The organism is Corynebacterium lubricantis DSM 45231 (assembly GCF_000379425.1).
Classification (GTDB): domain Bacteria; phylum Actinomycetota; class Actinomycetes; order Mycobacteriales; family Mycobacteriaceae; genus Corynebacterium; species Corynebacterium lubricantis.
Map to the genome: position 1 here is coordinate 1 of NZ_KB902202.1, position 16,582 is coordinate 16,582.

The following is a 16,582-nucleotide window of genomic DNA, read 5'->3' on the forward strand; positions in this document are numbered from 1 at the left end:
CCTGACCGTGATTCGGTGGTCCGGTTGGTCGGGGCAGTGCTGGCTGAGCAGCATGAGGACTGGATGCAGCAGCGTCGGTACATGCCTCTGGCGATGCTGTCCTCGACGGCGGAGATGCTGGCGAAGGCCCGGGCAGCTGACGGCGTCGGCGTCGTTGTCGGTGACGGTCAGGAGGCTCTGGTGGCGTAAGGAATCCTGTTCCGTCAGCGGTCAGTTCATCGCTGAGTCAACCGCTGGCGGATACACCACTCAAAAGGACTTGACCACAAAAATCAATCATCTCCAGCGCCAGATGACTAATGTGGCCTTGTATGCAGCAAGATTCAGTGATCGAAGCCTTACGAGAGTTCTCCATTGAAAGAAACTGGGGTCAGTTCCACACCCCTGCCAACCTCGCCAAAAGCATTTCGATTGAGGCTGCTGAATTGCTCGAATGTTTCCAGTGGGACGATGAGGGAAGAATCGACAAGGCCAGGCTTGAGCTAGCCGATGTATTGACGTATGCCTATTACCTCGCAGATTCTTTAGGCGAATCCCCAGAAGCACTTATCAAAGAGAAACTCGAAATTACTCGCCAAAAGTACCCTGTAGAGAAGAGTTTTGGCTCGTCAACCAAGTACGACGAGCTGTAACCGGAAAGGATGCACTAGAACTAATGAAGCTTTCCGGAAAAACACGCGCCGAAGTTAGGCCTTTTTCGTACTCAGCTGAAAGTCTCCGAGATTTTCTGCAAGCGATTGAACAAGAAGACGAAGAAACCCAAAAGCTATTACTTAATTACCCAACGGTCTACGTTGTATATCATCGCGCAAAGGGAAGTTACCAAGTATATGTTGGTGAAACCAACGACATTGCCCAGCGGACAAAGACTCACCTTACTTCTGACCCTCGCCTGATCGATCTCAGGCAAGAGGACGTAGATAACGTACTTCTGTTGCCAGAAAATTTCGATGCAAAACTTGTGCAGTCGGCGAAGTGGAAAGCCTTCCGTGACAACGATTCAACGATTCTAGTAATTGGCCATTCCTTGTTCAATAAGTCGATGACACTGGATATTGAAGATCGTTTGATGCTGTTTCTCTCCAGCGTCGACGATGTCGAATCGGCTGGAGCTAACTCGGTCAAAATAAACAACTCCCGCCGAAATATTCAAACAGAGTATTTCACTCAGGAATTTGTCAACCAGACATTTCAAGAAATTTGGCGGAAACTTCGCAACCACGATCCTGAACTATTTCCGCTCGAGCGGATGATTCGCGAATCCGCACTTTTCAAGGCATCGCCATTTCACCAATTGAACGAACAGCAAGTGGGCGCAAAAGTTCAAATTCTCGATGCAGTTGATAATGCTCTCACCGTCGACGAATTCGATCGCTCACAAGATCAAGCTCAGCTGATTCTGGTAAAAGGTGGAGCCGGTACAGGTAAGACGGTACTTCTCAGTAGCGTTTTTTATGACCTTTTTCAGATGCGTGACAGCGACGAAACTGCAGGCCTAGCCGACGATTTCAACGCATACCTGCTCGTCAATCACGACGAACAAGTGACTGTTTACACGCAAATTGCAGAGAAATTGGGCTTAGGAAATAAGAAGAACCCTCGCGTGATGAAGCCAACGAAGTTCATCAACGATCACCAGAATTCGGATAAAATAGCAGATGTCGTGCTTATCGACGAAGCCCACCTGCTTTGGACTCAGGGTAAACAGTCTTACCGTGGCGATAATCAACTCGTTGACATCCTAAAACTAGCCCGCGTCGTCATCGCGGTCTTTGACCCGATGCAGGTCTTGGCTGGAAACCAATACTGGAGGGATGAAGACCTTGAAGCGCTTGAGCTTCGTGCGGGCGATGGAAACATTATTGAGCTCAGTGAACAAATGCGCATTGACTCCGACGGGCCCGCCGAGGATTGGATAGCTGATTTCGTACAGAATGGCACGATCCGTCCCATTCCAACGAACGATAAGTACAAGATCGAAATTTTCAGTTCCCCTCAAAAACTCCACGAAACGATCCAGAAGAAGTCCGATAAAGGGGAAGAATCCGAAGTAGAAAAGGGCTTGTCTCGTCTTATTGCAACGTATGACTGGAAGTTCTCTTCTGGAAAAACCCAACCGGAAGACAGCGACACATGGGATGTCACGATCGATTCATTCAGGCTTCCTTGGAACAACCAGGGAAATTACGGCAGAGGCGGCAAAGCAATGTCGTGGGCTGAACGCGAGCAGACGGTTGACGAAGTCGGATCTATTTTTACGGTCCAAGGGTTTGACCTAAATTATGCGGGCGTGATTATTGGGCCTTCAGTGAAATATAGAAACGGCCAAATCGTCTTTGACGCGGATGCCAGCGAAAACCCGAACGTAAAGCATCAACGAACTTTGACTATCGATGGACAGAAGGTGAAAAAAGATGTCAGCCAGGGCCTTCTTAGGAACCAGCTCAATGTCCTTATGACTCGTGGAGTCCGCGGAATGGGCATTTACGCTGTCGACGACGAACTGCGGGAAGCGCTTCTCAAAGCTCAGGCAGACACTGCACCCGAAACACCATAACCACCCCAACCACGCCCTCGTCGCAAAGCAAAACCCCACCACCCAAAAACCTCCCGTAACACTCCCGCCCCACATCTCGATACACATAAGTGCCCCAAATGAGGCCTGTGAGTATCAATCCCTATGAGTTTCGTTTTAGACTGTGAGACTATGACTGCTTCCAAACCTGACCTGACTACCACCGCCGGCAAGCTCGCCGATCTTCGAGCCCGCCAGGCGGAGGCGCAGGAACCTCGTGGCAGCGAGGCCGTTGAGTCCGTGCACGAGGCCGGCAAGTCCACCGCCCGCGAGCGCGTGGAATTGCTTCTCGACGAAGGCACCTTCACCGAAACCGACGCCCTGGCACGCCATCGCGTCGAAGAGTTCGGCATGGATCGCCAGAAGTACTCCACCGACGGCGTGGTCACTGGCTTCGGTCAGATCGGCGGTCGTCGTGTGTGCGTGTTCTCCCAGGATCCTACGATCTTCGACGGTGAGCTCGGCGAGGTCTATGCCGACAAGATCCTGAAAATCTACGACCTGGCCACCAAGACTGGTGTGCCCTTGATCGGTATTTATGATTCCGCGGGTCCTCGTTTCCAGGAGGGTATTGTCACCGCAGCGGCGTACGCGAAGATCCTGCGCGCCTCCACCGAGGCGTCCGGCCTAGTGCCGCAGATCGCCGTCGTCGCTGGCAATACCTCTACTTTGGCATCGCTGACGGTGCCGATCTCGGACATCGTCATCATGACCGATGATGCCTCCGTGCACTTGACCACCCCGGAGGTCGTGTCCAAGGTGACCGGCGTCGAGGCCACCGCAGCCTCTATCGGCGGTGCTAACGTGCACGCGCAGACCACTGGTCTGGCCTCGCTCACCGCGGCCACCGACGCGGAGGCCATTTCCGCTGCTCGCGACGTGGTCAGCTACCTGCCGGTGAACAACCAGGCGGTCTCCCCGCTCGGCACCGCCGCGGAGAACCCGCTGGATACCGAGGCCCCAACTCTCGACGAGTTCATGCCCGACGACGATTCCGTGCCTTATGACGTCCTGGGCATCATTAATAAGGTCACCGACGGCGATTTCTACGAGCTCAAGGCAAACTACGCCGACAATATTGTCACTGGTTTCGCCCACATCTCGGGCCGCGCGATCGGTGTGCTGGCCAACCAGCCGACCTCGCTCGCGGGCTGCCTAAACGGCGCCGCAGCCGACAAGGCCGCGCGTTTCATCCGCATGTGCGACGCGTTCAACCTGCCTATCGTCGAGTTTGTGGACTCCCCCGGTTTCGCCCCTTCCACCGAGGAAGAGCACGGCAATGTCACCGCCCGCGCGGCCGCTCTCGCCTACGCGTACGCCGAGGCGCAGGTGGGCACGGTCACCGTGATCACCCGCAAGGCCATCGGCCCGTCGTACGTGCTCATGGGCTCCAAGAACCTGGGCGCGGACTTCGTTTACGCCTGGCCAACCGCCCAAATTGCGCTGGCAGACGCGCCAACCGCCGCCGAGAAGCTAGGTGTTGACGCCGACGAGTATGCCGACAACAACATCAATCCTTATGTCGCCGCCGAGTCCGGTCTCGTCGACGCCGTGATCGAGCCAGCCGCGACTCGCAAGCAGGTCGTCGAGGGTCTGCGGCTTCTCGAGCGCAAGGTGCTTCACCCCCGTCCGAAAAAGCACGGTAATATTCCGCTGTAAGCAATCAAGGAGATTTCAACCATGTCTACTTCGACCTCCCCTATTTTCAAGGTCCTCAAGGGCAGCCCTTCCGACGTTGAGCTTGCAGCCCTGACCGCCGTGATCAGCGGCCTGCAGTCCGACGCGAAGCGCAACACCAAGGACGCCGAGTCCAACCTCTGGGGCACCCCCAAGGCACGTATGGCCGCGCAGACCCTGTACAACCCAGGTGCGTTCTCCACGGTCACGTTCTACTAATGCAGCTAGTTTTAGCCTCGCAGTCCCCGTCACGCCGCATGATCCTCGAATCAGGCGGCGTGTCGCCGTTGCTGCGCCCCGCCAATATCGACGAGGACGCGCTTTTAGCATCGCTTCGCGACGAAGCACCTGCCTCTCGCGTCGCCGCTCTGGCAAAAGCCAAGGCCGAAACCGTCGCCTCCGACTACCCGCAAGATGTGGTTGTTGGTTGCGACTCGATGCTGCTTCTCGACGGCCAGCTCCAGGGCAAGCCGCTCACCGTGGAGAAAACCATTGCCCGGTGGAAGGCGCAGCGCGGCAAGACCGCTCACCTGCTTACCGGCCACGCAGTAACCTACCAGGGCCAGTGGGTCCAACAAACGGTCTCCACGGCCATCTCATTTGGCGACGTCTCCGACGCCGACATCGAGGCCTACGCCCGCTCCGGTGAGCCCCTCGAGTGCGCCGGCGCCTTCACTTTGGAGGCATTAGGCGGCTGGTTCATCGACTCGATTGAGGGCGACCCCTCCTCGGTGATCGGCCTCTCCCTGCCTTTGCTGCGCCGCTGCCTCTATTCGTTTGGGCTGAACGCCAGCGACTTCTGGAAGTAGCTTCAGCAACAGGTACCCTGGGCACATGGAAATTAACGACATGCTCGCCCCCGAACCACTTCACCTGCCCGAGGATCCTGCCCAAGGCAAGGACCTGCTGGACAACTCCACCGCGTACGCCCACCCGGAATCCCCCTCCGTGTGGGCTGCGCGCGCCGAGGACGAACTCGAGGGCGGCGACCCGCTCGTCGCCTACGCCTACGCACGCACCGGCTACCACCGCTCGCTGGACCGCCTGCGCGGCAACGGCTGGAAGGGCTGGGGTCCTGTCCCCTACAGCCACGTTCCGAACCAGGGTGTGCTGAAGTCCATTGCCATGCTGGCTCTGACTTCCAAGGCAATCGGCGACGAGGCGGAGTACGACCGCTGCCGTGGCATGCTTTCGGATGCAGATCCGGCTGCGGTGGCTGTGCTGCTGGGTTAGTTCAGTTCGGTTAGAGAGCGTGGTCGATAACGGAATCGACCACGCTGTTTTAATGTGCACATATTCGCACCTAAAACGATTTTTTGGCAACGTGGTCGATTCCGCGTCGGCGTAAGTGGCGAACCGGGCAACAAAAATCCCGCAACCAGCTTGAAACAGCCGGGTTGCGGGATTATTCGTCGTTAAGCGTGCTACTAAAACGTGCTATTTTTCTGCCATCTTGCCGGTGTTCTCGGCGGTGCGCACGTTGGAAACGTAGAACTCCAAGGTCAGGCGTGCCATGATCACGCCAAAGAGGAAGAGAAGGCCGCCAACGATGAGGGTGCCCAGGAGCGCAAGGAGGCCGAGACCGAAACCCTCGGAGAAAGCGCTCAGGGAAACCAGAAGCATGAATCCCCAGTACACCGCGAGGATCGCGATGATGAAGATGTAGATGAACTTGGCAAAGCGGATGGTGATGAAGTTGGTGAAGGAGAAGTCGAAAAGCGCGTTGAAGAAGCCCTTCGAGCTGCTTTGCTGCGCTTGGTGCGGGGCGTTTCCGCCAGCTGGGTACTGCGGGTAGCCCTGCTGCTGGTAATTGCCGTAGCTCTCGTGCGGGTTATAGCCGTAGCCGGATGGGTTGTAGCCAGAACCGGGCTGGCCGGCACCGGAAGGGCCAGGCTGACCAGAGCCAGAGCCGGCGCCAGCGCCCGAAGAAGGGTCCTGGCCTGGGCGTTCGTTGTTGGAAGGGTCCTGCGGGGAGGTCATAATGGTCTCCTTAAAATCAGGTAATCGCGAGTACGGGAGACCCATTGAGCGTAACCCGGCTCGGCGCTGCCCGCAGGAAACATTCACAACCCGTTATGCAACAGTGGTCTCGGCCTTTTCCAGCACGCGCGTGATGGCCTCTTCGGCAACCAGCTCCTGAATGCCCATGTGCAGCTCCGAGGTGAATCCCACGCAGGAGCAGTTGATCTCGCCGAGCACGTAGGTGTCTTCGCCGTCTTCGCCGTCGTCGAGCATGAAATCGGCGGTCCAGATCAGCGGGATGTTGTCACCGCCCAGCTTCTCAGCGATCACGGGGCGCGCCTCGGCGAACATGTCCACGAGTTCCTGCCATTTCGCGGGATCGTCGTAGGTGTACTTCGCGCCGGAGAATAAGGTGGCGGAGAAGTTGTCCTCCCCCTCTGCCGGCTTCTTGTGCACCACGAACACGGGATGTGGGCCAACCAGCAGAATGCGGATCTCACCCTCGACGATGCGGTGCATGAAGCGCATGTCCACCAGCATGCCGTTCTCGCCGATGATGTACTGATCGCAAAAATCCATGAATTCGCCGAGCTCGCGGATCTCGGTGTGGTTGTCCACAGCCTCGGTGGCCTTGATCTTGGTGTCCAGCGGCACGGCGGTGCCCGGTTCGAGGGGGGCAGCCAATTCCTTATCTAATAGGCGCACCCGCCAGATGCCGGTGCCGGTGGAGCCACGGTTCTGCTTCAGCACGCGCTGGCCAAAGGACAGCGAGGTGGGAAAGTTCTGGTGGAAGGATTCCAGGTCGTAGTAGGCAGTGGTATCGCTGGGTACCAGATCGGTGTCGTTGAGCTTGACCAACGCGTCCTTCGCCCCGTACGCCATCATTTCTGCTGGCGTCGACATACCGACCAGGCCCTCGTCGGCAAGCTTGCTTAAAAGCGCGAAGTATCCGGCCTCGCCGCCTGGGATGTTGCCGGGGTTGACGCGGGAAATATAGGCATCGAAATTTTTGGAGACGTGGTCAAATAGATCCGCCGACCACTCAGGGCGGTAATACACAACTTCTGCGTGCCAGCCTTTGTCTTGGATGGCGCGAACAATCGGCATGGTGTCGCGGCGGTGTCCGTCAATATATTTGTCCGAACCACCCTCGACCTCAAAAACGACGATTGCTTTGTGCATGAGCACCCCTTTCCTAGCAATACCCAATGCGCTGAGTAGTCCCTGCTTTAAAAATAAAAAACAGCCCGACCACTGTTCGCATTCCACGTCGCTAGGCTGTTGCAAATCACACAATAATGCCGGACCCTGTATTTTGCCGAGTTCGACCAGACTCCATCTCACCAGAAGTAACCAAGGCCACATCGGGCCTCTGATTCGTACGAATCCACGCCGGAAACGGTAAGGTTGCACACGAGTATTCAACAAATAATAGTTATTTCAATCAACGTGCAGGAAAGGTGACGCCGCCATGGCTGTTCCATTTGATCCGAATCCGGAATTCCAAAAGTACGCACACCCAGAAAAGGTCGTCTCCGCATCCTGGCTGTCCGCACGCCTCGGCGTCGAGGGCTTGCGCGTCGTGGAATCCGATGAAGATGCCTTCTTGTACGACATCGGCCACATCCCGGGCGCCGTACGCATCGACTGGCACAAGGACCTGAATAACCAGGTCACCCGCGACTTCATCGACGGCGAAGCCTTCGCCGAGCTTATGAACTCGCGCGGCATCTCCCGCGACGACACCGTGGTCATCTACGGCGACAAGTCCAACTGGTGGGCCGCCTACACACTCTGGGTTTTCGAACTTTTCGGACACCCCGATGTGCGCCTGCTCGACGGCGGCCGCGACGCCTGGATGGGCGAAGAGCGCGACACCTCCTTCGCAGTGCCCGAGTACCCTTCCGCTAACTACCCTGTTGTCGAGCGCGATGATTCGCAGCTGCGTATTTTCGTCGATAAGCTGCAGACCACCCGCGAGGACGTTGCGCTTGTCGACGTCCGCGGCGCCGAAGAATATTCAGGCACCACGGCCGCGGAGGAAAGCACGCACCCAAGCAAGGCCATGGGCGTTTCTCGCGCGGGCCACATTCCGGGCGCGCTCAATTTGCCATGGGGCGACGCGGTGCTGCCGAATGCACGGTTTAAGCCGCGCGCGGACATTGAGGCGCACTACACGCAGCTCGATCCGAAGCAGACCACCGTGACTTACTGCCATATCGGCGATCGTTCCTCGCACTCGTGGTTCGTGCTGAAGTACCTGTTGGGCTTTTCCGATGTGGTCAATTACGACGGCAGCTGGGTCGAGTGGGGCAACATGGTACGCATGCCGATTGCGCAGGGCGACCAGCCTTAAACAGGCTTAATCAGTCTTAAGCAGGATTAAGCACCACAAGTAACACCTGTGGTTTCGCAGGCGATAGTATTGATGATTTCCCCTAGGAAAAAATTAAAAGTACCCTAGACTCGAAACAACATGACGGTTTACTCACGTTTGGTGTGTAACAATGGGTGTTTATAAGCGTTCACATCAGGAGGACTTACTCAAGTGGCAACAGACAAGAAGATCACCAAGGTCTTGGTAGCAAACCGCGGCGAGATCGCCGTGCGTATTTTCCGAGCAGCGAAGGACGCAGGCATCGCCTCCGTCGCCGTCTACGCGGAGCCAGACGCTGACGCACCTTTCGTGGAGCTCGCCGACGAGGCGTTTGCCCTCGGCGGCACCACCAGCGCAGAGTCCTACCTGGACATTGACAAGATCATCGACGCGGTTGCCAAGTCGGGCGCCGACGCTGTGCACCCGGGCTACGGCTTCTTGGCGGAAAACGCCGAGTTCGCGCGCCGCGTTATCGAGGCTGGCGTGATCTGGATCGGCCCATCGCCGGAGTCCATCGACGCCCTGGGCGACAAGGTCACCGCGCGCCATATCGCCGAGAAGGCGAATGCGCCGATGGCCCCTGGCACCAAGGACCCAGTCGCTGACGCCGACGAGGTTGTCGCGTTTGCCGACGAGCACGGCCTGCCTATCGCCATCAAGGCTGCCTTCGGCGGCGGCGGCCGCGGAATGAAGGTCGCTTATACCCGCGAGGAAATCCCCGAGCTCTTCGAGTCCGCAACCCGTGAGGCCACCGCAGCCTTCGGCCGCGGCGAGTGCTTCGTCGAGCGCTACCTGGACAAGGCCCGCCACGTTGAGGCGCAGGTGCTTGCCGACGAGCACGGCAACGTGGTTGTCATGGGCACCCGTGATTGCTCCCTGCAGCGTCGTTTCCAGAAGCTGGTCGAGGAAGCTCCGGCGCCTTACCTCTCCGACGAGCAGCGCGAGCGCATCCACTCCTCCGCGAAGGCAATTTGTAAGGAAGCTGGCTACTACGGTGCGGGCACCGTCGAGTACCTGGTTGGTGCCGACGGCCTGATCTCCTTCCTCGAGGTGAACACCCGCCTCCAGGTGGAGCACCCAGTCACCGAGGTCACCGCTGGCGTTGACTTGGTCCGCGAGCAGTTCCGCATCGCTGAGGGCCAGGAGCTGCGCATCAAGGAAGACCCAGCTCCTCGCGGCCACGCTTTCGAGTTCCGCATCAACGGCGAGGATGCTGGCGCAAACTTCATGCCAGCTCCTGGCACCGTTGCCGTCTACGAAGAGCCAGCCGGCCCTGGTGTCCGCGTGGACTCCGGCGTGCGCGCAGGCTCCGTTATCGGCGGTCAGTTCGACTCCATGCTGGCTAAGCTCATCGTCTACGGCGAGACCCGCACCGAGGCTCTCGAGCGCTCCCGCCGCGCGCTGGCCGAGTTCAAGGTCGAGGGCATGCCTACCGTGATTCCTTTCCACCAGGCAGTTGTTGAGGATCCTGCATTCGTCGGCACCGACGACCACTTCGACGTCTACACCAAGTGGATCGAAGAAGAGTGGGACAACACCATCGAGGCGTATGTCGATCCGGCCGATCAGCCTGAGCCTGACGACAACGAGCCTCACAAGAAGTTCGTCGTCGAGGTCGCCGGCCGCCGCATCGAGGTCGCCCTTCCTGCCGCACTCACCTTCGGCGGCGGCGCTGCTCCAAAGAAGAAGCGTAAGCGCCGTGGTTCCGGTGGTGGCGCAGCAGCTGCTTCCGGCGACGCGATCGCAGCTCCAATGCAGGGCACCGTGATCAAGGTCAACGTTTCCGAGGGCGACGAGGTTGCCGAGGGCGACGTCGTCGTGGTCCTCGAGGCCATGAAGATGGAGAACCCAGTCAAGGCCCACAAGGCTGGCACGGTCACTGGTCTCGCCGTTGAGGCTGGTGGCCAGGTGAACAAGGCTGCTGTTCTCATGGAGATCAAGTAGTTAGGTAAGCTCGGGCGCTATGGATTTCCATATGCGCCGCGCCACCGAATCTGACCGCACGTATCTCTCTCGCCTCTTCTTCCTCACGGACGTGTTCGGCGACGAGACGCGCGAGGTCAGCGAGTACCACCTTCGCGACATCCCCGGTTATATCGATGACTGGGATCCGAATCGCGACGGTGGTTTCGTCGTTTTCGACGCCAACCGCATCCCCGCTGGCGGTATCTGGCTGCGCTACTGGTCCGGCCCCGACGCGCTCGGCTGGGCCAACCTCGGCCCCGACATCCCCGAGCTCGCCATCGCGGTGGAGTCCCGCTTCGCAGGGCGCGGCCTTTCACGCACGCTTCTCGACGAGGCCCTGAACCTCGCCCGCAGCCAAGGCGCCCCGGCCGTCGCTCTCTCCGTGGCCTCCGACAATCCCCGTGCCCGCCACGTCTACGAGAAGTACGGCTTCAAGGACGTTCTGGGGCATTCTCATCCGGGTGCTATGCGCTACGACTTTTAGTACGATTCTCCGAGTGCGTCATAGCGCTGCTGCAGCCAGTAGATATCGCGTTCCGCCTGTTCAACTACGAGACCAATGGCTGCCCTCTTCGGGTTGTCGTGCCCTTCTCGTTCCATGAAGGGGATGTATTCCTCCACGTTGGACTCCAATTCCTCACGCACGTCCTTCTCGGTGAGGGTAGGTTCCGTGAGCGCACGCACGTCGGTCATCCGGGTAACCAAATCTTGCGGGAACATTGTGGCCTTCTTTCATGGAACGTTCCGGAAGCTGGTCTCCGGATCCAACTGCTGACAACCACTAGCGTGTCAAGCCCACTCGACACCACTAGATATGGAATCGAAAGCGCATTCCAACTAGGTTTGCAGGGCCTTCCCCTGCGCTGTGGATGGCCAAGTTCCTGGTTCCCTTTCCCAGGTCCCCAATCCTTTTCCCGGCGCCCAAACCTGTTTGGCTAATTGTGTATCGCTAATTACCTAGGTTTTGGCCCAGAACAGTGCTAATTAGCGATACACAATTAGCCCAAGTGCCGAAACGAGTCGTCGCTTGGGCTGGCAGGGGCCACAAGTTTTCTACCTCGGGCTGTTCATGAGCCTTGCGATGTGAAGCGTCAGATAGATGACCTCGTCGTCCGAAGTTTCTGTATCCAGCTCCATCTCGAGCATCATGATCACGCGACCTGCAATTTGGAAGGCCACGGGGTACTCGTCGGAAATCTTGGTTCCGAGCTTGAGCATTCCGGGCTCCGGTTCGTGTGGTGTGGGACCTCGATCTATGATCCGGCGAAGTAAAAACCGCAAGTGGGTGACGAAACGGGCAGCATCCATGGACTCCCGGTCAATAGGCTCGCCGCCAAGTGCCGAATCAAGAACATCGAACGTCTTGGATAAAAGCTTGGTCACTTGCGTTGTCCTTGCCATGTTCGCCGGATCGGCGCCACGCTGCGCGAACTGAGCATTCACCACGTGCAAGGCCAGGGAGACGGCCTCTTCTTCAGGAAGCTGAACTCCTGTGCTTGACTTGATCTGTTTTAACGCCTGAAGCCCGAAAGCAAACTCGCGGGGATAGAACTGGCTTACCTCCCACTTCAAGGGGTTAGGCATTTCCACGCCTTCGATGGCCCGATCGATGGCGAAACGAATGTGATCAGCGATTGCCACCACCGTTGAGTCCGGAATCTTTACTGAGCACATAAACGACGCTGTGTCGGCTAACTCCCTCGCTAGTGCCAATACTTCTGGGTTCAACTCGGAGATGAGTCGAGCGAGCTGCTCGGGAGGTTGCGCACCTGCTGGGTTGAAGTGCTCCTGAATAGACTCCGGTGGAACGATTCTTCCCGCAGAGCGCTTGTACCCGATCCCGCGTCCGAGGAGAACAGCTCGTTCTCCCTCGCGTTCGGCAAGAACCACGTTATTGTTAAAAACTTTCGTGATTCTCCATGCAGTGCTCGACATACTTTTACCTTATTCTTTCATTGACTACGCCGACGGCAGCGCGTTGTTCTTGATCAGCTCTTGGTACCAGAAGAAGGAATCTTTCCGGATGCGGGCCAAGGACTTCAGGTCGTCGTCAGTTCGATCAACAAAGATGAATCCGTAGCGCTTCGCCACACCCTGGTGTGTGGACACCAAGTCAATGGCAGACCATGGGCAGTAGCCGATCATTTGCACACCATCGGCGAGCGCGTACTGGATCTGCTCAATGTGCTTGGCCAAGTACTCGATGCGGTAATCGTCGTGAATTTTGCCGTCTTCGGTGAGAGTGTCGAACTCTCCGAGACCATTTTCGGTGAGAATCATCGGCAGCTGGTAGCGGAACCAGATTTGGCGCATCACCGTGCGGAAACCACTTGGGTCGATGGTCCAACCGAAGCTGGTGTGCTCGAGGTGCGTGTTTTTCACTGCCTTGTACAGGCCTTCTTCTCCCCAAGCGATCTGTTGGTCGCCGCTTCCATCGTTGATGGCTTCGCCCTCGGCAATCGCTCCCACCGTTTGTGAGTTGTAGTAATTGAAGGCAATGAAGTCCGGCTTGGCGGCCTTCATGAGATCCATGTCGCCTTCCTCAATGGTGGGTTCCCAACCGCGTTCGCGAAGGTAGCCCCAGGCGATGCCGTTGTACTCGCCGCGCACTGCCAAGTCCAGGTAGAGCCAGTTGCGGATGGCGTACCAGTTCTCGGCGGCGATGACATCCTCAGGAGATTCTGTTGCCGCGTAGACCGGAGCGATGTTCGGTGCGGGACCGATCAGGGCGTCGTCGAAAAGCTCATGACATGCGATCATGACTCTGGCCTGTGCGACGAACATGTTGTGGTTCTGCTGGTAGAGGTCCTTCTTGGCCTCCATGCCGCGCAACTTGGTGGTGCCCAGGGCATCGCCATGCAAGATCATCATGTTTTGTTCGTTGATAGTGAGCCAGCGCTTGACCTTGGAGCCGTACTCGCGGAAGAGAATGCGGGCGTAGCGCTCGAATGCGTCGATGGTGACGCGGTTTCCCCATCCGCCCTTCTCGTCGAGTGCGGCGGGAAGGTCGAAGTGATACATGGTGACTAATGGCTCGATGCCGTATTTCAGCAACTCGTCGATAAGCCGATGGTAAAAGGCGATGCCAGCGGGGTTCTCCTCACCGTCGCCGTCTGGGACGATGCGGGTCCACGCGATGGAGAAACGGTAGGTTTTCAAACCGAGCTCGGAGAAGAGGGCAACGTCTTCCTCAACGTGGTGGTACGTGTCAGTAGCGACGGTGTAATCGCATGTGCCCTCGGGGTACTCTTCGCGAACGTCGATGACTGACGGGCCTTTGCCGTCTTCGTTCCATGCGCCTTCGGTTTGATAAGCGGAGGTGGAGGCTCCCCACAAAAAGTCTGCTGGGAAATCCGGGAGTTGTGCGTACTTCATTGAAATGCCTTTCGGTAATCTTATTCCTGCGGAAGTGGCACGGCGCCTCGGGCACCGTGCCGGATAGTGCTTAGGCGGAAGTAGTTTCCTTCTCCCCTACCTCAACTACCGGTTCGCCTACGCGGATCTCGCCGCTGGAGGTCAGGGGCTCCGCGGGATACTGAGCGGAGTTGGTCACCAGCATGATGGTCGTGGTGTCTACCCCCTGGTTCTTCAGCGCTTCGAGATCGAACTCGGCGAGTAAGTCGCCCTTTTTCACTTCTTGGCCCCGGGTCACGTGTGAGGTGAACCCTTCGCCTCCGAGCTTAACGGTGTCGATGCCGATATGGACCAGAACATCGACCCCGTCAGCGGTCCGAAGCCCGTAAGCATGTCCGGTTTTCATGACCACTTTGACGGTGCCGTCGCAGGGCGCATAAACCTTGTTCGAGGTAGGAAGAATTCCAATCCCACCACCCATGGTCCCGCCGGAGAACACTGGGTCATTGACCTCGGAGAGCGGAACGATTGTGCCTTCGACTGGTGAGCTGAGTTGTGTGGAGGTCAGTGCTGCGGGGGCCTCAAGCTGCTCAGGGTGTGCGGATTCTTCGTCGTTACCCTTAGCTTCCCGTGCAGCGCGGTTAGCAGCGATGTCTTCCTCAGTCATTCCGAAGAAGTAGGTGAAGATTGTTGCCAGGAAGAAGGACACCAGAGTTGCTGTAATCAACCAACCGATAGTGTTGCTTTCACCAGTTGGGTCCACACCGATTGGCAGGGTAAGCAGGCCAGGGGCACCCGTGCCATAAACCTTGGCACCAGTTGCGCCGATGATCGCACCACCGACACCTGCCGAGGCCAGGGCGATGAGGAACGGTCGTTTGCGAGGGAGGGTAACACCGTACACAGCGGGCTCGGTGATACCGAAGATACCTGCAAGTGCCGCAGAACCGCTCAGTGCCTTTTCCTTTGGATCGCGCAGTCGGAGGAAAAGACCGAATGCTGCACCTGCCTGGGAAAGTACGGCTGGGAAACACGCTGCCTTGAGCGGGTCAACACCATTGACTGTCACGTTGTTAATGAACACGGGCACGAGGCCCCAGTGGACACCGAATATCACCATGACCTGCCAGAGAACTGCGATCAGGATTCCGGACAAAATTGGAGAGAAATCATAAGCCGTTTGCAGGATGTCAGCGAGGAAGTTGCCCAACCAGACACCTGCTGGGCCCAGAGTTGCCAGCGTCAGCGGAACCATGATGACAAGCACGATAAGCGGGGTAATAAAGGTGCGAATCGATTCGTGAAGAATTTTGTTCAGCTGGCGTTCCAGCAGCGATTGAACCCACACGGCGATAATGATCGGGATCACCGTTGAGGTGTATGACTGCAGAACAATCGGAATGCCGAGGAACGTCACATCGCCGCCCTCCTGGAAGAACTGCAGCAGAGTCATCGACACGATCTCGCCGTTGAGATTGACCGAAACTGCTTGCAATTGGGTGTAAAGCAGCGCACCTGCCAATGTGACCGCGGTATAAACGTTCGCGCCAAACTTTCTTGCTGAAGTGATCGCCAGAATAATCGGGAGGAACATAAAGAACGCGTCGCCCGCTGCCCACAAAATTTGATACGTGGTGGAGGTATTATCAATCCAGTTAAATGCCACCGCCATCGCGAGCAGGCCCTTGAGAATACCGACGCCAGCCATGGGGCCAAGGACGGGAGCAAAAATCGACGAGACAATGTCCACTGCCTTGCCAAGGAATGTGCTCGACCCTTCTTGTTTGTCTCCCGATGCCTTTTCGTTCGACGAATCGTCGGTCAGCGTATTCGGCAATCCGGCATACACCTGAGACACGTTGTTACCGATAACAACCTGGTACTGCCCACCGGATTCGACCGTGGTGATCACGCCGGGAAGCTTCTTGATCACATCCTCATCGACCTTGGAGTGATCCTTGAGCATGAAGCGAAGACGTGTCGCACAGTGAACAACCGACGAGACGTTCTCTTCACCGCCGACATTTTTGAGGATGTCCCCGGCGAGAACCGAGTAATCAATTTTCGTTGCCATGATTCTTCCTTGTTTATGGAGTTCACCCGGCAATCAGGACCCTAGAACGCAAAAAACCTGGCCACAGAGAGCGTGAGGACGAAGACGGCCGAAACCGAAAGGTCCTGCACTCACTGTGACCAGGTTTTGCGTTCTAAACGAATAACAACCCTGATCGAGCATCTAATGCTGGGTGTGGAAGCTGCGGATGCAGCTTCAATGGGTCCATCATAAACAGATCGCGACCAAAGACACAAGCTTTCCACGTAGTGACTTAGCGCACTTGATGGTTTCCTAGGTGGTTTCGTGGTCGCCTTTTCGGTCCACTCTCCTATTTGGCTAATTGTGAAGCGTCCTGGGTTTAGTTCCGATCGTTTCTAGAGGAGGATTGGATCATGCCTAGGAAGTTCAGTGACGAGTTCAAGGACAAGGCGGTGAGGTTAGCCGAGGAGCTCGTTGAGCTTGAGGGGTGTTCGAAGTGGGCGGCGGCGGAGGAGATCGGCGAGAAGCTCGGCGTCTCGGCGCACACGCTCAACAACTGGTTGAAACCTGTCAAAGCGTCCCCCGACGTTCAGCGGAGCACTGGCGAGTCGGTTGACGACGAACTGAAACGTCTGCG

The 16,582-nt window shown here is 57.4% G+C and carries 16 protein-coding genes and 1 pseudogene; 11 read left to right on the forward strand and 6 right to left on the reverse strand.

What is annotated here, in order from left to right; all coding sequences use genetic code 11:
- From A37O_RS16160 to A37O_RS0107980, 7 genes and pseudogenes are all read left to right on the forward strand, one after another.
- Positions 1-189, forward strand: a pseudogene (locus A37O_RS16160) (IS256 family transposase); the annotation flags it as partial.
- A 122-nt stretch (positions 190-311) separates the two neighbouring features.
- Positions 312-632, forward strand: a complete 321-nt coding sequence (locus A37O_RS0107955) for a nucleotide pyrophosphohydrolase (protein WP_018296971.1) — start codon at positions 312-314, stop codon at positions 630-632.
- Positions 633-655: 23 nt separating this feature from the next.
- Complete coding sequence (locus tag A37O_RS0107960; RefSeq protein WP_018296972.1) at positions 656-2,557, forward strand: DUF2075 domain-containing protein; 1,902 nt, start codon at positions 656-658, stop codon at positions 2,555-2,557.
- Between the two features lie 150 nt (positions 2,558-2,707).
- Entirely contained in the window at positions 2,708-4,234 is a 1,527-nt protein-coding gene (locus A37O_RS0107965; protein ID WP_018296973.1) for an acyl-CoA carboxylase subunit beta, read from the forward strand.
- A gap of 21 nt (positions 4,235-4,255) precedes the next feature.
- Entirely contained in the window at positions 4,256-4,471 is a 216-nt protein-coding gene (locus A37O_RS0107970; RefSeq protein WP_018296974.1) for an acyl-CoA carboxylase subunit epsilon, read from the forward strand.
- Positions 4,471-5,061 (forward strand): Maf family protein, encoded by a 591-nt coding sequence (locus A37O_RS0107975; RefSeq protein WP_018296975.1) that lies wholly within the window; start codon positions 4,471-4,473, stop codon positions 5,059-5,061. The genes A37O_RS0107970 and A37O_RS0107975 overlap by 1 nt, the downstream gene beginning before the upstream one ends.
- 25 nt (positions 5,062-5,086) lie before the next feature.
- On the forward strand, positions 5,087-5,485 hold the full coding sequence (locus A37O_RS0107980; RefSeq protein WP_018296976.1) for a DUF3151 domain-containing protein: 399 nt from the start codon (positions 5,087-5,089) through the stop codon (positions 5,483-5,485).
- A gap of 204 nt (positions 5,486-5,689) precedes the next feature.
- Here A37O_RS0107980 and A37O_RS15035 read toward each other — a convergent pair whose 3' ends face one another.
- Both A37O_RS15035 and A37O_RS0107990 read right to left on the reverse strand, forming a co-directional pair.
- A complete protein-coding gene (locus tag A37O_RS15035; protein WP_018296977.1) occupies positions 5,690-6,232 on the reverse strand; it encodes a DUF4282 domain-containing protein in 543 nt (180 codons plus the stop codon).
- 93 nt (positions 6,233-6,325) lie between these two features.
- Positions 6,326-7,396, reverse strand: a complete 1,071-nt coding sequence (locus A37O_RS0107990; RefSeq protein WP_018296978.1) for a Cj0069 family protein — start codon at positions 7,394-7,396, stop codon at positions 6,326-6,328.
- A gap of 289 nt (positions 7,397-7,685) precedes the next feature.
- On the opposite strand from A37O_RS0107990, the gene A37O_RS0107995 reads away from it, so the two are divergent.
- The 3 genes from A37O_RS0107995 to A37O_RS0108005 all read left to right on the forward strand — a co-directional run bounded on the left by A37O_RS0107995 (position 7,686) and on the right by A37O_RS0108005 (position 11,040).
- Positions 7,686-8,570, forward strand: coding sequence for a sulfurtransferase (locus A37O_RS0107995; protein WP_018296979.1), 885 nt, complete (start codon positions 7,686-7,688; stop codon positions 8,568-8,570).
- Positions 8,571-8,762: 192 nt separating this feature from the next.
- Positions 8,763-10,535, forward strand: a complete 1,773-nt coding sequence (locus A37O_RS0108000; RefSeq protein WP_018296980.1) for an acetyl/propionyl/methylcrotonyl-CoA carboxylase subunit alpha — start codon at positions 8,763-8,765, stop codon at positions 10,533-10,535.
- A gap of 19 nt (positions 10,536-10,554) precedes the next feature.
- Positions 10,555-11,040, forward strand: a complete 486-nt coding sequence (locus tag A37O_RS0108005; RefSeq protein ID WP_018296981.1) for a GNAT family N-acetyltransferase — start codon at positions 10,555-10,557, stop codon at positions 11,038-11,040.
- Here A37O_RS0108005 and A37O_RS0108010 read toward each other — a convergent pair.
- The 4 genes from A37O_RS0108010 to A37O_RS0108025 all read right to left on the reverse strand — a co-directional run bounded on the left by A37O_RS0108010 (position 11,037) and on the right by A37O_RS0108025 (position 15,984).
- On the reverse strand, positions 11,037-11,276 hold the full coding sequence (locus A37O_RS0108010) for a hypothetical protein (RefSeq protein ID WP_018296982.1): 240 nt from the start codon (positions 11,274-11,276) through the stop codon (positions 11,037-11,039). The genes A37O_RS0108005 and A37O_RS0108010 overlap by 4 nt on opposite strands.
- Before the next feature lie 333 nt (positions 11,277-11,609).
- Entirely contained in the window at positions 11,610-12,491 is an 882-nt protein-coding gene (locus A37O_RS0108015; RefSeq protein WP_018296983.1) for a PRD domain-containing protein, read from the reverse strand.
- 24 nt (positions 12,492-12,515) lie between these two features.
- Positions 12,516-13,931, reverse strand: a complete 1,416-nt coding sequence (locus tag A37O_RS0108020; protein ID WP_018296984.1) for a glycoside hydrolase family 1 protein — start codon at positions 13,929-13,931, stop codon at positions 12,516-12,518.
- A gap of 70 nt (positions 13,932-14,001) precedes the next feature.
- Entirely contained in the window at positions 14,002-15,984 is a 1,983-nt protein-coding gene (locus A37O_RS0108025) for a beta-glucoside-specific PTS transporter subunit IIABC (protein ID WP_018296985.1), read from the reverse strand.
- 374 nt (positions 15,985-16,358) lie between these two features.
- Here A37O_RS0108025 and A37O_RS0108030 point away from each other — a divergent pair.
- A partial coding sequence (locus tag A37O_RS0108030; RefSeq protein ID WP_018296986.1) for a transposase occupies positions 16,359-16,582 on the forward strand: 224 nt, incomplete at its 3' end.

Coding starts and splice junctions, on each gene's coding strand:
- A37O_RS0107955 (WP_018296971.1), top strand. CDS start 312: ATGCAGCAAGATTCAGTGATCGAAGCCTTACGAGAGTTCTCCATTGAA.
- A37O_RS0107960 (WP_018296972.1), top strand. CDS start 656: ATGAAGCTTTCCGGAAAAACACGCGCCGAAGTTAGGCCTTTTTCGTAC.
- A37O_RS0107965 (WP_018296973.1), top strand. CDS start 2,708: ATGACTGCTTCCAAACCTGACCTGACTACCACCGCCGGCAAGCTCGCC.
- A37O_RS0107970 (WP_018296974.1), top strand. CDS start 4,256: ATGTCTACTTCGACCTCCCCTATTTTCAAGGTCCTCAAGGGCAGCCCT.
- A37O_RS0107975 (WP_018296975.1), top strand. CDS start 4,471: ATGCAGCTAGTTTTAGCCTCGCAGTCCCCGTCACGCCGCATGATCCTC.
- A37O_RS0107980 (WP_018296976.1), top strand. CDS start 5,087: ATGGAAATTAACGACATGCTCGCCCCCGAACCACTTCACCTGCCCGAG.
- A37O_RS15035 (WP_018296977.1), bottom strand. CDS start 6,232: ATGACCTCCCCGCAGGACCCTTCCAACAACGAACGCCCAGGCCAGGAC.
- A37O_RS0107990 (WP_018296978.1), bottom strand. CDS start 7,396: ATGCACAAAGCAATCGTCGTTTTTGAGGTCGAGGGTGGTTCGGACAAA.
- A37O_RS0107995 (WP_018296979.1), top strand. CDS start 7,686: ATGGCTGTTCCATTTGATCCGAATCCGGAATTCCAAAAGTACGCACAC.
- A37O_RS0108005 (WP_018296981.1), top strand. CDS start 10,555: ATGGATTTCCATATGCGCCGCGCCACCGAATCTGACCGCACGTATCTC.
- A37O_RS0108010 (WP_018296982.1), bottom strand. CDS start 11,276: ATGTTCCCGCAAGATTTGGTTACCCGGATGACCGACGTGCGTGCGCTC.
- A37O_RS0108015 (WP_018296983.1), bottom strand. CDS start 12,491: ATGTCGAGCACTGCATGGAGAATCACGAAAGTTTTTAACAATAACGTG.
- A37O_RS0108020 (WP_018296984.1), bottom strand. CDS start 13,931: ATGAAGTACGCACAACTCCCGGATTTCCCAGCAGACTTTTTGTGGGGA.
- A37O_RS0108025 (WP_018296985.1), bottom strand. CDS start 15,984: ATGGCAACGAAAATTGATTACTCGGTTCTCGCCGGGGACATCCTCAAA.